Annotated in this window: 15 protein-coding genes and 1 tRNA gene; 5 read left to right on the top strand and 11 right to left on the bottom strand. The window is 70.4% G+C overall.

Annotation, left to right across the window (positions count from 1 at the left end):
* Positions 1-2: 2 nt before the first annotated feature.
* The 3 genes from ACWEN0_RS24225 to ACWEN0_RS24215 all read right to left on the bottom strand — a co-directional run bounded on the left by ACWEN0_RS24225 (position 3) and on the right by ACWEN0_RS24215 (position 2767).
* Positions 3-533: a DUF1707 SHOCT-like domain-containing protein gene (locus tag ACWEN0_RS24225; RefSeq protein WP_451977577.1), complete on the bottom strand. Its 531-nt coding sequence runs from the start codon at positions 531-533 to the stop codon at positions 3-5.
* 58 nt (positions 534-591) lie between these two features.
* On the bottom strand, positions 592-2385 hold the full coding sequence (locus ACWEN0_RS24220) for an acetyl/propionyl/methylcrotonyl-CoA carboxylase subunit alpha (RefSeq protein ID WP_451977574.1): 1794 nt from the start codon (positions 2383-2385) through the stop codon (positions 592-594).
* 106 nt (positions 2386-2491) lie between these two features.
* Positions 2492-2767, bottom strand: a complete 276-nt coding sequence (locus ACWEN0_RS24215; RefSeq protein ID WP_451977571.1) for an SAV_915 family protein — start codon at positions 2765-2767, stop codon at positions 2492-2494.
* A 130-nt stretch (positions 2768-2897) separates the two neighbouring features.
* On the opposite strand from ACWEN0_RS24215, the gene ACWEN0_RS24210 reads away from it, so the two are divergent.
* Positions 2898-3620 carry a hypothetical protein gene (locus ACWEN0_RS24210; protein ID WP_451977568.1) on the top strand — a complete coding sequence of 241 codons (723 nt, stop codon included), beginning with the start codon at positions 2898-2900 and terminating at the stop codon, positions 3618-3620.
* A 28-nt stretch (positions 3621-3648) separates the two neighbouring features.
* Here ACWEN0_RS24210 and ACWEN0_RS24205 read toward each other — a convergent pair whose 3' ends face one another.
* The gene (locus tag ACWEN0_RS24205; protein WP_451977566.1) at positions 3649-5001 is read right to left on the bottom strand and encodes a dicarboxylate/amino acid:cation symporter; all 1353 of its coding nucleotides are present in this window, start codon (positions 4999-5001) and stop codon (positions 3649-3651) included.
* A 100-nt stretch (positions 5002-5101) separates the two neighbouring features.
* Complete coding sequence (locus tag ACWEN0_RS24200) at positions 5102-5731, bottom strand: Maf family protein (RefSeq protein ID WP_451977563.1); 630 nt, start codon at positions 5729-5731, stop codon at positions 5102-5104.
* A gap of 115 nt (positions 5732-5846) precedes the next feature.
* Here ACWEN0_RS24200 and ACWEN0_RS24195 point away from each other — a divergent pair, with 115 nt between their 5' ends.
* Positions 5847-5975: a hypothetical protein gene (locus ACWEN0_RS24195; RefSeq protein WP_451977560.1), complete on the top strand. Its 129-nt coding sequence runs from the start codon at positions 5847-5849 to the stop codon at positions 5973-5975.
* Positions 5976-6037: 62 nt separating this feature from the next.
* Here ACWEN0_RS24195 and ACWEN0_RS24190 read toward each other — a convergent pair whose 3' ends face one another.
* From ACWEN0_RS24190 to ACWEN0_RS24175, 4 genes are all read right to left on the bottom strand, one after another.
* Entirely contained in the window at positions 6038-7651 is a 1614-nt protein-coding gene (locus ACWEN0_RS24190) for a DHA2 family efflux MFS transporter permease subunit (protein WP_451977557.1), read from the bottom strand.
* Positions 7632-8261, bottom strand: coding sequence for a PadR family transcriptional regulator (locus ACWEN0_RS24185; RefSeq protein WP_451977554.1), 630 nt, complete (start codon positions 8259-8261; stop codon positions 7632-7634). Before ACWEN0_RS24185 ends, ACWEN0_RS24190 begins: the two co-directional genes overlap by 20 nt.
* A gap of 151 nt (positions 8262-8412) precedes the next feature.
* Entirely contained in the window at positions 8413-9990 is a 1578-nt protein-coding gene (locus tag ACWEN0_RS24180; RefSeq protein WP_451977551.1) for a TROVE domain-containing protein, read from the bottom strand.
* A gap of 99 nt (positions 9991-10089) precedes the next feature.
* A tRNA-OTHER gene (locus ACWEN0_RS24175) sits at positions 10090-10158 on the bottom strand.
* Between the two features lie 283 nt (positions 10159-10441).
* Here ACWEN0_RS24175 and ACWEN0_RS24170 point away from each other — a divergent pair.
* The 3 genes from ACWEN0_RS24170 (at position 10442) to ACWEN0_RS24160 (ending at position 13253) form a co-directional block, all read left to right on the top strand.
* Complete coding sequence (locus ACWEN0_RS24170) at positions 10442-11335, top strand: LLM class flavin-dependent oxidoreductase (protein WP_451977548.1); 894 nt, start codon at positions 10442-10444, stop codon at positions 11333-11335.
* 9 nt (positions 11336-11344) lie between these two features.
* Positions 11345-11797, top strand: a complete 453-nt coding sequence (locus ACWEN0_RS24165; protein WP_451977545.1) for a MarR family winged helix-turn-helix transcriptional regulator — start codon at positions 11345-11347, stop codon at positions 11795-11797.
* Positions 11798-11864: 67 nt separating this feature from the next.
* Positions 11865-13253, top strand: a complete 1389-nt coding sequence (locus ACWEN0_RS24160; RefSeq protein ID WP_451977543.1) for a hypothetical protein — start codon at positions 11865-11867, stop codon at positions 13251-13253.
* Here ACWEN0_RS24160 and ACWEN0_RS24155 read toward each other — a convergent pair.
* Positions 13250-13468, bottom strand: a complete 219-nt coding sequence (locus ACWEN0_RS24155; protein WP_451977540.1) for an acyl-CoA carboxylase subunit epsilon — start codon at positions 13466-13468, stop codon at positions 13250-13252. The genes ACWEN0_RS24160 and ACWEN0_RS24155 overlap by 4 nt on opposite strands.
* Entirely contained in the window at positions 13465-15102 is a 1638-nt protein-coding gene (locus ACWEN0_RS24150; protein ID WP_451977538.1) for an acyl-CoA carboxylase subunit beta, read from the bottom strand. Before ACWEN0_RS24150 ends, ACWEN0_RS24155 begins: the two co-directional genes overlap by 4 nt.
* Between the last annotated feature and the right edge of the window lie 34 nt (positions 15103-15136).

Below are 15136 nucleotides of genomic sequence, written 5' to 3'. Positions count from 1 at the left end.
GATCAGTGGTCCAGTCCGCGCCGGTGGTCGCGGTAGGAGTCGCGCAGCTCGCGCCGGCGGTCCCGGTCGCGCAGGTGCCGCTCCCGGCGGTCGCGGTGGTCGTGGTCGTGCCCCCACATCGCCCGGCCGAAGATGCCGAGCCCGATCGGCACGAGGATGAACGCGCCGTGCACGACGCCGGTGGCGATCAGGGCGATCGTCACGAGGAAGGCGAACGGCACGAAAGCGGTGATGAACCGCTGCGCCGGGGACCACCCCACCGGACGCGCGGGCTGCTGCGGCGCGGGCGCGGCGGCGGGTTCCGGAGCCGCGACGGTCTTCGGCGCGTCTTCGTACTGGGGGTGCGGCGCGGGCAGGTCCGCGAAGATCTCGACGAGGTCGCCGCGCGTCTTCGCGGCGGTGATCCGCGCCGAGCGCTCGCCGTACTCGTCGATGTCGATCCGCCCCGCGCTCATGTGCTCACCGAGCGCGGTCAGCGCGGATTCGCGGTTCTGGTCGCTGATCCGCAGCTGCGGAGACGGGACTTCGGTCACGTAGTCGATGGTAGGCCGCCTCGGGGGCGGCCCACCACGACATCTGTAACGAACTGCCCTACTTGATCTCGAGAAGCTGCGTGCCCTGCGTCACGGCGGCGCCGACCTCGACCGAAAGGCCGGTGATCGTGCCCGCTTTGTGTGCGGTGACCGGGTTTTCCATCTTCATCGCCTCGAGGACGACGATCAGCTCACCGGCTTCGACGCTCTGGCCCTCTTCGACGGCGACCTTCACGATGGTGCCCTGCATCGGCGCGGTGACGGCGTCGCCGCTCACCGCGGCCTTGCCGCCGCCCGCGCGCTTACGCGGCTTCGCCTTGACGGCGGTGCCGCCCCCGCCGCCGCCTTCGAGCGCGAACCCGCCCGGCAGCGACACCTCGAGGCGGCGCCCGCCGACCTCGACGACGACGTTCTGGCGAGGCGCTTCTTCGGCGGTCTCGGCTTCCGGCGCCACGAACGGCTCGATCCGGTTGTCGAACTCCGTCTCGATCCAGCGCGTGTGCACGCTGAAGCCGTTCTCGTCGCCGATGAACGCGGGGTCGTCGACGATCACGCGGTCGAACGGCAGCACCGTCGCCATGCCCTCGACGACCATCTCGGCCAGCGCGCGACGGCTGCGCTCCAGGGCGTTGTTGCGGTCCGAGCCGGTGACGATCAGCTTCGCCAGCATCGAGTCGAACTGGCCGCCGATCACGCTGCCGGACTCGACGCCGGAGTCGACGCGCACGCCCGGCCCGCTCGGCGCGACGAACTTCGTCACGGTGCCCGGGGCGGGCAGGAAGCCGCGGCCGGCGTCCTCGCCGTTGATGCGGAACTCGATCGAGTGGCCGCGCGGCTCGGGGTCTTCGGTGATCCGCAGCTTCTCGCCGCGCGCGATGCGGAACATCTCGCGCACCAGGTCGAGGCCGGTGGTTTCCTCCGACACCGGGTGCTCGACCTGCAGCCGCGTGTTGACCTCGAGGAACGAGATCGTGCCGTCGGTCGCGACGAGGTACTCGACCGTGCCGGCGCCGTAGTAGCCGGCTTCCTTGCAGATCGCCTTCGCCGACTCGTGGATGCGCTTGCGCTGGTCGTCGCTCAGGAACGGCGCCGGCGCCTCCTCGACGAGCTTCTGGTGCCGCCGCTGCAGCGAGCAGTCGCGGGTGCCGACGACGATCGCGGTGCCGTGCATGTCGGCCAGGACCTGGGCCTCGACGTGGCGCGGCTTGTCCAGGTACCGCTCGACGAAGCACTCGCCGCGGCCGAACGCCGCGACCGCCTCGCGGGTGGCCGACTCGAACAGCTCGGGGATCTCTTCGCGGGTGCGCGCGACCTTGAGGCCGCGGCCACCGCCGCCGAACGCGGCCTTGATGGCCACCGGCAGGCCGTGCTCGTCGGCGAACGCGACGATCTCTTCGGCGTCCTTGACCGGCTCCTTGGTGCCCGGCACCAGCGGCGCGCCCGCGCGCATCGCGATGTGGCGCGCGGTGACCTTGTCGCCGAGGTCGCGGATCGCCTGCGGGCTCGGCCCGATCCAGGTCAACCCGGCGTCCAGGACGGCCTGGGCGAAGTCCGCGTTCTCCGAGAGGAAGCCGTAGCCCGGGTGCACCGAGTCGGCGCCCGCGCGCTTCGCGGCGTCGAGCAGCTTGTCGAAGTTGAGGTAGCTCTCGGCGGCCGTGGTGCCGCCGAGCGCGAAGGCTTCGTCGGCCAGGCGGACGTGCGGTGCGTCGCGATCGGGATCCGCGTACACCGCGACACTGGTCAGACCGGCGTCCTTCGCGGCTCTGATCACGCGTACCGCGATCTCGCCCCGGTTGGCGACCAGGATCTTGGTCACCGGACCACCGGTGGATTCGCCGACCTGCTCGGCCACCCCGCACCTCCTGCGTCCCGACAGCTGCATTGCTGACCGCTTTCGCGGTACGGGGAAGTCTACGGATATGACGTCGCGAGTCCCTTGAGTGAGAGCTGAACCACGCTCAGGAGTGGTGCCGCAGCTCCGCGGGCAGCGGCGAGTCGAGCACGATCACGTCGTACGGGTTGGCCGCGTGCACCGTCGGCAGGTGCTCGGTGTTGACCAGCACCCACGGCTGGTGCTCGCCGCAGCAGTCGATCAGCCGGTCCAGCGCGGTGAACGCGACCAGCGCGGTGCGGCCGTCCGGGGTGCGGCGCAGCTCGATCGACGCGCCTTCGGTCTCGGCGCTGGCCGGGCCGGTGGGCAGGTAGAGGGCGGGGGGAAGGTTGGGGTTCGTCACCCGGACAACATAGACGGACACGCTCCGCCACCCCGGGGTGCCTCGGGCGGGTGCCCGGCCGGGGGATTTCAGCCACACCGGCCCGGGGCGCTGCCCACACACAGTCGCGAAGCGGCTTACGCTCTGTCTCATGCGGACTTCGGCGGCGCGCACGCCCCGGTCGGCGCTGCTCACCGCGGTGCTGGCCGGGGTGGTGACCCTCGGCGCGATCGGCGCGGTGTTCCTGCTGCGGCCGCGGCCCGAGGTGCCGTCGGGCGCGGCCGAACCCGCGGCGGCGCCGGTGCCCCCGGCGGTGACCTGCGGCAGCGGGCCGTGCCGCCAGCTCGCGGCGGTGACGGTCGGCGGGACGCCGGTCGTGCTGCTGGCCGACGCGTCGGGTGGTTCGGCGCGGGTGCGCGTCGGACCCGAGCCGGGCACGGTGTTCGAGCTGTCGATCGCCCAGCTGGGCGTGCGGCTGGACCAGAACTCGCTGCGCTGCATCGACGGCGCGGCACCGACGTGCCTGGTCCGCGGCGCCGTCGGCGAGCACGGCGACGCGGCGTACGGCGAGTTGCTGGTCGCGAGCGGGGGAGTGTGGCGCGACCAGGGCAAGCCGTACTTCTCGGACGCCGGCTCGCTGTCGCTCTACGACGTCACGGCCGACGGGCGCCCGGACGTGATCGTGGTCCGCCACGACTGCCCCGGCACGGACTCGGGCACGGCCAAGTGTGCCGCGGCGCCGGTGCTGGGCCAGGTGTACGACCTGACGGGCAAGTCCGTCGGCTGCACGCGCCGGGTGACGTCCCCGTCGGACCTGCGCGGCTGGCCGGACGTCCGCCTGACCCGCGCCGACCTCCGCGCCTGCCCCTCCTGACCGGAGCCGTCACTTCAGGGAAAGCGCGTCAGGCGGGGGCGGGTTCCGTGTGGCGGGCCGCCGAGCCGTCGTCGGTCGTCTGAGGGCGGTCGGTGGGGGTGTCGAGGACCTCGTCGTCGAGGAGACCCTCACTGCGCGCCACGATCGTCGGGACCACGATCTGGCCGGCCACGTTCGTCGCCGTGCGCATCATGTCCATGATCGGGTTGACCGAGTAGATCAGCGCCAGGCCGAGCGCGACCTGCTTGGCGTCGAGGCCGATGAACGACGTCGTCAGCGTGAACGCCGTCAGCCAGCCGGTGGTGCCGGCCGTCGCCAGGGCGCCGACCACCGCGACCACCACGATGCCCACGTACTGCCAGAAGTTCAGCGACACCCCGGCCAGGTTGGCGACGAAGATCGCCGCGATCGCCGGGAACACCGCCGCGCAGCCGTCCATCTTCGTGGCGCTGCCGAGCGGGGTCGCGAAGGCCGCGTACGCCGGCTGGACGCCGAGGTTCACCGCGGACTGGCGGGTCAGCGGCAGCGTCGCGGCCGAGGACTGCGAGGCGAACGCGAACTGGATCGCCGTGCCGGCCTTCGCGAAGAACTTCAGCGGGCTGACCTTCGCCACGAACTGCAGCAGGATCGGGTAGACGACGAAGAGCACGAGCAGGCAGCCGACGTACACCGCCAGCGTGGTGGAGAACAGCGGGCGGAACAGCGCGTCGCCGTAGTTGGAGACGGCCGCGCCGATCAGGCCGATGATGCCGATCGGGGCCAGCCGGACGATCCAGCCGAGGTAGCGCTGGATGATCTCGAACACGCTCGTCGTGAAGTCCACGAACGGCTTGGCCTTGTCACCCAGGCTGTAGGCGGCGGCACCGATCACCAGCGCGAGGAACAGCACCTGCAGTGTCTCGCCGTCGGAGAACGCTTTCACGAAGTTCTCCGGCAGCAGCCCGTTGACGAAGGCGTCCCACGAGCCCCAGTGGTCGACGCTCTTCGCCGCCTTGTCGGCGTTCTTGGCCGTCGCCGTGACGCCGCCGAGCCCGCCCGATCCGGGGTTGAAGATCCGGCCGACCGCGATGCCGATCAGCGACGCGACGAACGAGGTGATGGCGAACCACAGGACGGTCTTGCCGCCGAGGCGCGCGGCGGTGCGGCCGCCGCCGAGCTTTCGGAGGCTGTTGATGCCGACCACGATCGCCGTGAAGACCAGCGGGATCACCGCGATCTGCAGCAGCGTGGTGAAGATGGTGCCGATCTGGTCGAGGAGATCGGTCAGCCAGCCGGCCTCGGTCTGCCGTGCGACGACGCCGAGTGCGGCGCCGACGACGAGCGAGCCGAGAACCGCGGCCGCGAACACCCGCGGTTTGGTGTAGGTCCGGACAAAAGACACGGGGCGACTCCGGTGCTCGAAAGTTTCTCGTTTTGCCTCGTGAAGAGAACGTCAGGCAAGCGAGCACTCTTCCGGATCACCCGTTCGTGTGGCGCTCTTCTCAGGATGCGGGACGCCGCCAGAGATCGACGACGCTCACCCCGACCTCGGCGAGCAGGCGGCGCGTCAGCGGCAGGCTGATGCCGATGACGCTCGTGTGGCCGCCGTCGAGCCCGTCGACGAACCAGCTGCCCAGGCCGTCGATCGTGAACCCGCCGGCCACGTGCAGCGGCTCGCCGGTGGCGACGTAGGCGTCGATCTCCGCGGTGCTCGGCGTGCCGAACCGGACGGTGGTCGACTCCCAGCCGCTGGTCTCCTTCGCGCGCGTCCCGCCGTCGAGCCGGACGACGGCGTGCCCGGTGAGGAGTTCACCGGATGACCCCGCCATCGCGGCCCAGCGCTCCCTCGCGATGTCCGGGTTCGCCGGTTTGCCCACCATCTGCCCGCCGATGTTCAGCATCGAGTCGCAGGCGACGACCACGGCGTCCGGGTGGACCGCCGCGACCTGGTCGAGGACGGCTTCGGCTTTGGCCGCGGCGAGCGCCGCGACGAGCTCGGACGGCGAAGGGCCGGTCAGCGAGGCGGCGACGGCGTCCTCGTCGACGCCCGAGACGAACACGGCCGGGTCGAGGCCCGCGGAGCGCAGGAGGGCGAGGCGGGCGGGGGACTGGGAGGCGAGGACGAACTGCACACCCGGAACGTACCCGGACGCCTGTCGTGACCGAATTGTGACCGGCACCACCCGGTTGCGGAGTTAGTTTGTTGTGGCTCGCAACATATGGCACCGGGATGCTCGGAGGTGACCGATGACCGTGCGCGTGACGGCCACGTCAGCCGCCAGGTCGCAGCCGCTGTGGTGGGCCAGGCTCCGGACACCGAAGGACCGGGAGACCGTCCGCGCGGACTCGGCGCGGGAGTCGAAGACCGCGCGCTGAAGCCACCGCTCCCGCGGTCCGGGCGAGCCTCCGGCACCCGACACCGGAGGCTCGCCCGGTTTTCAGGCCGCGGCGGTCTCGGGGGCCGGCGCCGGGGTTTCCCAGCGCGGCTTGACCCGCCGCATCACGGCCGCCGAGAACACGCCCAGCAGCAGTACCGCCATGGGCAGCAGCATCGTCACGCGGGCGGCGTCGGTCAGTCCACTGTGGACCGCCTCGGAGGCGAGGCGACCCGCCTGGGCGGCGATCTCGGCCGGCAGGCCCGGCATGGACGGCGCGCCGCCCGAAGAGCCGAACTCCCCGGTGTTCGCCGCCGCGTGCGCGATCCCCTCGGCGAACGGCGCCCGGTACTGCGCCGGGAGCTGTGAAGCCGCCTTCGCCGCTTCGTCCGCGATGGACGAGCTCACCTGGGCCTGCAGCAGAACACCGATCGCCGCGGACCCGAGCACGCCGCCGACCTGGCGAGACGTGTTGAAGATGCCCGAAGCCGTCCCGGCCAGGCGAGGCTCCACCGAACCCATCGTCATGTTGCTCATCGGCGAGAAGATGCAGCCGATGCCGAGCCCGCACACCAGCAGTGCCGGGACGAGGCTCCACGGGTTGGTCGTCGGCGACGCCTGCAGCGCGATGACGCCCAGGCCCGCCGCGAGCGCGGTCAGCCCGAACATCACCAGGTACTTGCCGTTCACCTTGTCGGACAGGTTCCCGACGAACGGCGCGACGATGCCCGACAGCAGCGACATCGGCGCGGTCAGCAGGCCCGCCATCGTCGGGGTCAGGCCGAGCACCGACTGGATGTAGATCACCAGCGGCAGGAACATGCCGGTCATCGCGAAGCCGACCGTCGTCGCGGTGAGCGTGCCCGCCGAGAAGTTGCGGTTGGCGAACACCTGCAGCGGCAGCAGCGGCTCGCGCCTGTTGTACTTCTGCCACACCAGGAACGCGACCAGCAGCAGCACGCCGGCGCCGATGATCTCGAACACCGTGATGCCGCCCCAGACGGTGCCCCAGTCGTACTGCTGGCCGTTCTGCACGCCGAACACGATGAACAGCAGCGCCAGGCTCGAGAGCACGATGCCGACAAGGTCGAACGAGTGGGAGTGCTTCGGCTGCCAGTCCGGGACCAGCGCCAGCGTCAGGCCGATGGCGATCACGCCGATCGGGACGTTGACGTAGAAGATCCACTCCCAGCCGAAGTGGTCGACGAGCACGCCGCCGAGCAGCGGGCCGGTGATCGTCGCCAGCCCGGCGACGCCACCCCACATGCCCATCGCCGGGCCGCGCTTGGCCGGCGGGAACAGGTGCGTGATGAACGCCAGCGTCTGCGGCGTCATCAGCGCGGCGCCGAGCCCCTGCACGGCGCGCGCGGCGATCAGCATCTCGACGTTGCCGGACAGGCCGCACCACAGCGACGCGCCGGTGAACACGACCAGGCCGGCGAGGAAGACGCGCTTCGGGCCGAAGCGGTCGCCGAGGCGGCTGGTGAACAGCATCGGCACGGCGTAGGTGAGCAGGTAGACGCTGATCACCCAGACCACCGAGTTCAGCCCGGCGTTCAGCTTGGTCAGCATGGTCGGGATCGCGATCGACACGATCGTCGTGTCGAGCAGGATCATGAAGAAGCCGAGGCACAGCGCGCCCAGCGCCGCCCACGGGTTAGCTTGTCTTGCGTTCATCGTCGTCTTCCCCGGTGATGAGCTTGAGGATGGGTTCGTGGTGGTTGTCCTGGAACGGGATCCGCCCGGACTTGAGGTCTTCGTGGAGGCGCTCGGTCCACTCGAGCTCGAACTTCCGCTGGTCGGTCTTGTAGCGCCAGTCGATCCAGTAGATCGGCGGGGTCTCGTCCTCGGCCAGCCGCTGCAGCACGGCCTGGTCGGCGGCCACCGCGGCGCGCAGCCGGGTGATGCGGTGTTCGAGCTCGATCAGGGAGGTCTCGCGCCCCAGCTCGTCGATCACGGCGAGCCCGGACAGGTAGGCCGGGAACTCTTCGGTGAGGTCCCCCAGCAGTTCGCGGCCGCGCTGGTTGAACTCGTCCAGCCCGGCCGGGGTCATGCCGTAGACGGTCCGTTCGGGCCGCCTGCCGTCGCGCTGCGTGTCGACGACCTGGATGAAACCGCTGCGCTGCAGGCGTTCCACGGTGTGGTAGAGCGACCCGGCCTTCACGTTGACGCGGGTGTTCACGTACCGCTCGCGCATGAGCTGGGCCATCTCGTACGGGTGCATGGGCTTCTCGTGGAGCAGCTCCAGCACGGCGAGGCCGAGCGGGGTCAGCTTGGCCGAGGCCATGATCGTTAGTCCCTTCGGATGACTCCATGTCGGTTATTCCACGTGGACTATACGGCGCAGACCAAGGCGTGGTCCACGGCCATTTCCGTGACCGTCCGTACACGGCACGGAGGCCCCCATGATCTCCTCATGGGGGCCTCCGCGGCTTCTCTCAGAACGGCCAGTCGGCGTTCCTCCCCGCCTCGAGCAGGGGAATCATCCGGAACGCCTGGTCGGTCAGGCCACCGAACGCGTGCCGGTGCGCGGTGCCGGACGGCGCGTGACCGTACCGGTAGCCGGCCAGGTTCCACGTGTACAGCGGGACGTGCGCGGGCAGTGCCTGCCCGACGTCGCCGTACGACGCTTGCTCGTCGGTCAGGATGACGACGCGGTCGTGCTGCGCGAAGTGCCGCTTCACCGCGGCCACCGTGTTCGTGCCGCCGCCGAGGAAGTACCCGCGGGACTTCCAGCGCTCGACGTCGCTCAGCAGCGAGCCGCCCGGGCGCAGCTTGAACACCTTCGTGTGCGCGCCGCCCAGCAGGAACCCGTCCGAGAACGACACGACGTCGGCGTCCGCGCACCGGCGGCCCAGCGCCAGGCCGAAGACCGCGGCCGCGTCCCAGCGCATGAGCGTGCCGTCGCGGCTGAAGCCCATGTTCATCGACGCCGAGGTGTCGACGAGCACGAGCGTCCGGCCCGGCAGGGCGGGCACGTTCGCCAGCGAGTGCGCGATCGCCTGCTCCAGCGCCCACGCCCACCGCAGCGACGGCGCCGCCCGGTAGGCCGACAGGAACCGCATCGGCAGCTGCCGCGACTTCGCGACCTGGGCGGGATCGGCGAGCCGCGCGGCGACGCCCTGCGCGACCTCGTCCGAGACACCGGCCTCGTCGAAGTTGCGCAGGTTGCGCAGGGTTGCCATGTAGCCCATCGACGGGATCAGCGCCTCCCAGACGCGCGCGTCCAGCGGGCCCTGCAGCCAGCCGGCGACCGACTCCCACGTCATGCCCGCCGCGCGGAGGACGTCCGCGGCGTCCGCCCGCGCGAACAGCTCGCGGCGGCGCGGCACGTCCCACGCCATCAGCTCGGCGCGGGCGCGCAGCACGCTCAGTTCGGCCGGCAGCGGGTTCCCGCGGTCGTGGCGCTCGTCGAGGATGTGCTTGAACAACGCTGTGTCGCCGTTGGCCGGGTGGGTCAGCTCGAGGACGTCGGCGAACCGGAACGCCCGCGCGGCCGAGTCCCACTTGACGTACGCGCGCTCGTCGTAGAGCCTCCGCGCCGCATCGGCGACGCCGCGCTTGACCGGCTTCGGAATGTTCTTGCCGTGCACGGAAGTCCAGTAGGCGAGCAGCTCCCCGGGCTCGTCGGCCCGCTGCAGGACGTCGGCGACGACCTGACGGCCGAGCCCGTCGAGCCCGGCATCGAGGCGCGCCTTGGCGAACTCGGCCGCGCCGACGAGCGACGCGCTGCGCAGGTTCGCCTCGGTCCGCAGCCAGCGCAGGAACCGGGCCGTCCACTGTGGATCCTCGAGGGTCGCGACGTGGACGAGCTCGGCGTAGCGCGTGTCGCGCGCGCCGGCGGACTCGTAGTAGGTGTGCTCGCCGACCATGGTGGTGACGGCGAGCAGGAAGAGCTCGGACCGCGCGTCGCGCGCGTAACCGGCACCACCCTGGTGGGTGACGCCGGACGGAGTGGCCTCACTACGGACCGGCGACGTCGCTGCGGGCGCGCGGGCGGTGTTAAACTTGCTCATTTTCTCCCCCTCTCGCGGGGAGCCGCGGCCACAGCGATGCCCGAGATCGAAGTCGGTGAAGGTACGTTGCTGCTCTGGCCACTGAGCTACCGGACCACGTGGTCCGGGAGGGATTCGAACCCCCGACCCGCCCATTAAGAGTGGAAGTAACCTTCGCCTGCGCACCGGGCATCGGTGAAGCCGCGGCTCCCGAGTTCGTGCTCGCACCGGGAGTGCGTCTTGAAGCTGGTGTGCCCGAGATCGAAGTGGTGAAGGCTTTCGGGAGTCGAACCCAAGGGATACCGGAGAAGTAACCCTCACCGCCGCACCGGGCGAAGACCACGGTAGCCGTCGTGCGGTCCGGACGGAACCGAATATCCACCCGCGCACCGACGGCCTGGAAGTGCTCAGGTAGTTCGTGCCAAGAACTATGTATAGTCAGTTCGTAGCACGAACTAAACTGGGAGGAACCATGGTCCACTTCGGTATCGGCGTGTCCACGGCGGTCGCCGCCGTTCCGGACAGCCTGAAGCTCGCCGTCCAGGTCGATCGGGCCGGGCTCGACCTGCTCACCGTGTCCGATCACCCCTACCACGCCGACCGGCTCGACGCCTACGCCGAACTCGGGGTACTGCTGGGGCGGACGACGCGGATCTCCGGCCTGGTCAGCGTCACCAACCTGCCGACGCGCCCGGCGCCGATGCTCGCGCGCACCATCACGAGCCTGAGCGCTCTGACCGGCGGCCGGATCGTGCTGGGCATGGGGGTCGGTGGCCTCTGGGACGACATCGCGCGGCTCGGGTTCACCAAGCTGACCCCCGGCCAGGCCGTCCGGGCCTTCGAAGAGGGGATCCGGCTCGTCAAGATGCTCGGCGGGGGTGGCGGGCCGGTCACCTTCGACGGCGAATTCCACCAGGTCACGAATCTCGAGCCCGCCGCGGCGAAGATCCCGCCCGTGTGGACCGGGTCCGTCGGGCCGAAGTCCCTGGCCGTCACCGGGCGGGTCGCCGACGGGTGGATGCCCGGGCACGCCGCCGACTGGCTCAGCGAGCGCTACCGCACCTCCCGGCCGGTCATCGACAAGGCCGCCGTCGACGCCGGGCGCGATCCCGGCGAGGTCGTCACCGTCTACAACTTCCCCGGACGCATCACCGCGGAGCCGCTGCCGAAGACCCGCGCCGACGACGGGCGCTGGATCGGCGGCTCGCCGGACCAGTGGGTCGAAGAATTGACCGGCGCGGTGCTGGAGCACGGCGCCGCCGGGTTCGTCCTCTTCGGGCCCGGCGGCAGCACGCCCGACGAGACCACCGCCGCGCGCTGGGCCGGGGAGATCGTGCCCGCCGTGCGCGAAGCCGTCGCGAAGTAGGCTGGCGCGATGGGGAAACGCGGGGAGGACCTCGGTGTCGTGGCCGGGCTCGTGCGGGCGTCGTTCCTGGTGAACGCCGTCTACGCCGAATCGGCTCGCGAGTACGGCCTGACCGTGCCGCAGGGGCAGCTGCTGTGCGTGCTGATGGGCCGGCCGTACGGCATGGGCGACCTCGGCGCGACGCTCGGCCTCGAGAAGTCCAGCCTCACCGGCCTGGTCGACCGCGCGGTCCGGCGCGGGCTCGTCCGCCGCGAGCCCGACCCGGACGACCGCCGCGCGGTCCAGGTGGTTCTGACGGACGAGGGCCGGGAACTGGCTGAGGAGTTTTACGCGGCAACGTGCCGGCGCGTGGACGAACTCGCGGCGGGCCTGTCCACCCCGGACCGCGACCGGCTCGCGGCGCTGCTGGGCCGGGTGGTGCGGGACAACGAGGTGCCGACTGTTTTCCTCGACGTCATCTGATCCCGACTTTCGTCGGGCCATCGCCGGGTGACAGTGGGAGCACCAGGTTCCCTGCCCGAGGAGCACCATGAAGCGCCTCATCCCGTTCGCCGCCGCTGTCCTTTTCGCCGGATTGGCCGCCGCTCCCGCACACGCCGCCGCCGTGCACCGCGTCCTGTTCGACAACACCAAGGCCGAGACCGCGGGCAACGCCGACTGGATCGTCGGCACCTCGCAGCCCGACCCGACGGCGCAGAACTCCGCGCCGCAGAAGGAAACCGACTGGACCGGCGCGCTCTCGGCGTGGGGTGTCGCGCTGCAGAAGACCGGGCAGTACAGCCTCAAGACGCTGCCCGCCGGCAACACCATCACCTACGGCACCGGTGGCGCGCTCGACCTCCAGAACTTCGACGAATTCGTGCTGCCCGAACCGAACGTCGTGCTGAGCGCGGCCGAAAAGTCCGCCGTCATGCGGTTCGTCCAGAACGGCGGCGGGCTGTTCCTCATCTCCGACCACACCGGCAGCGACCGCAACAACGACGGCTGGGACTCCCCTGCGATCATCAACGACCTGATGACGAACAACGGCGTCGACAACACCGACCCATTCGGCTTCTCGGTCGATCTCAAGAACATCTCCAGCGACCACCCGGTGGCCATCAGCGACAGCACGAACCCCGTGCTCAACGGTCCTTTCGGCACGGTCAAGCACAGCCTGATCGCCAACGGCACGACGTTCACCCTCAAGCCGGCGGACAACGCGAACGTCAAGGGGCTCGCGTACCTCAGCACGTCGTCGCCGGGGAATTCCAACGCCTTCTTCGTGACCAGCACGTTCGGCTCCGGCCGCGTCGCGATCTGGGGGGACAGCTCGACCATCGACGACGGCACCGGCCAGTCCGGCAACACGCTCTACAACGGCTGGACGGACCCGACGGCCGACAACGCGGCCCTCGGCCTCAACGCGACGGCATGGCTCGCCGGCGGCGGCACGACCACCCCGCCGCCGCCCCCGGGCACCTGCACCGCCGGGCAACTGCTCGCCAATCCGGGCTTCGAGTCGGGCGCGACGGCTTGGACGGCTTCGGCGAGCGTGATCGGCCAGCACGGCACCAGCGAACCCGCCCGCACCGGGACGTGGAGCGCGTGGCTGGACGGCTACGGCTCGGCGCACACGGACACCGTCAGCCAGACGGTGACGCTGCCGAGCGGGTGTTCGGCGTACACGTTCTCGTTCTGGCTGCACGTCGACACGGCCGAGACGGGCACGACCGCCTACGACAAGCTGACGGTCAAGGCGGGCAGCACGACGTTGGCGACGTACAGCAACCTCAACGCGGCCAGCGGGTATCAGCAGCGAAGCTTCTCGTTGTCCGCGTACGCGGGCCAGTCCGTGACGCTCAGCTTCAGCGGCGTAGAGGGCTCACAGCTGCAGACGTCCTTCGTCGTCGACGACACGGCCGTCACCGTGAGCTAGCTGGGGAAGCCTGAAGCGCGCCAAGCACCTTCGCCGGGGTGGAGCGGTCTACGCAGCGAAGCAGCGTGATCGCCCCACCACGACGTACGCGGCTTCGGCTTCTCCGGCGCCTTCGCTGCCGACGCCGCGGCGACGACCGCCGTCAGCGCCGCCAGCTCGGCGTCGCTCGGGTTTCCGCGGACCACCCGCAGCAGGGGCTTCTCGTCGCTGCTCACAGCGGGATGTTCCCGTGCTTCTTGGGCGGCAGCGACTCGCGCTTGTTGCGCAGCAGCGACAACGCGCGCGCGACGTGGCCGCGGGTGTGCGCCGGCACGATGACCGAGTCGACGTAACCGCGTTCGGCCGCCGCGTACGGGTTGAGCAGCGTGTCCTCGTACTCCTGGATCAGCTCGGCGCGCAGCGCGTCCACGTCGCGGCCCTCGTTGGCCGCGTTGGCCAGCGTCTTGCGGTGGACGATGTTCGCCGCGCCCTGGGCACCCATCACCGCGACCTGCGCGGTCGGCCAGGCGAGGTTGATGTCGGCGCCGAGGTGCTTGGAGCCCATGACGTCGTACGCGCCGCCGTAGGCCTTGCGCGTGATGATCGTGACCAGCGGGACGGTCGCCTCCGCGTAGGCGTAGATCAGCTTCGCGCCGCGGCGGATGATCCCGTTCCACTCCTGGTCGGTGCCCGGGAGGAAGCCCGGGACGTCGACGAAGGTGAGCACCGGGATGTTGAACGCGTCGCAGGTGCGGACGAACCGGGCGGCCTTCTCGGAGGCGTCGATGTCGAGGCAGCCGGCGAACTGCGTCGGCTGGTTCGCGACGACGCCGACGCTCTGGCCGTCGACGCGGCCGAAACCGACGATGATGTTCGGCGCGAACAGCTCGTGGACCTCGAGGAACTCGCCGTCGTCGACCACGCGGTTGATGACCTCGTGCATGTCGTACGGCGTGTTCGGCGAGTCCGGGATGAGCGTGTCGAGCTCGCGGTCGGAGTCGGTGACATCGTCGAAGAACCCGGCCGGGGCGTCCGACGGCTCGAACACCGGCGCGTCCGACAGGTTGTTCTGCGGCAGGTAGGAGAGCAGTTCCTTGACGTAGGCGATCGCGTCTTCGTCGTCGGAACCGAGGTAGTGCGCGACGCCGGACTTCGTGTTGTGCGTGCGACCGCCGCCGAGCTCCTCGAAGGTGACGTCCTCGCCGGTGACCGTCTTGACGACGTCCGGGCCGGTGATGAACATCTGCGAGGTCTCGTCGACCATCACGACGAAGTCGGTGAGGGCGGGGGAGTAGACGTGGCCGCCCGCGTTCGCGCCCATGATCAGCGAGATCTGCGGGATCACGCCGGACGCCTTGACGTTGCGGTTGAAGATCTCGCCGTACAGGCCGAGCGAGACGACGCCCTCCTGGATGCGCGCGCCGCCGCCTTCGTTGATGCCGATGATCGGGCGGCCGGTCTTGATCGCCAGGTCCATGACCTTGACGATCTTCTCGCCGTAGACCTCGCCGAGGCTGCCGCCGAAGACGGTCACGTCCTGGCTGAACACGCACACCGGGCGGCCGTCGACGGTGCCGTAACCGGTCACGACGCCGTCGCCGTAGGGGCGGTTCTTCTCCTGGCCGAAGTTGGTCGAGCGGTGCCGCGCCAGCTCGTCGAGCTCCACGAACGAGTTCTCGTCGAGCAGCAGCTCGATCCGCTCACGCGCGGTCTTCTTGCCCTTGGCGTGCTGTTTCTCCACGGCGCGGGCCGAGCCCGCGTGCACCGCCTCGTCGTAGCGGCGATAGAGGTCGGCGAGCTTGCCGGCCGTGGTGTGAATGTCCGGTTCGTCCTCGGGCGGCGTCCCGAGCGGCTCCGTCGCACTGCTCATTCCCGGAGCTTAACTACTTGTCGGTCACTTCGCG

The sequence above is a fragment of the Amycolatopsis sp. NPDC004378 genome (genome assembly GCF_053602455.1).
Note: the sequence above shows the minus strand (reverse complement) of the source record. Positions and strands in the feature narration are given on the sequence as shown.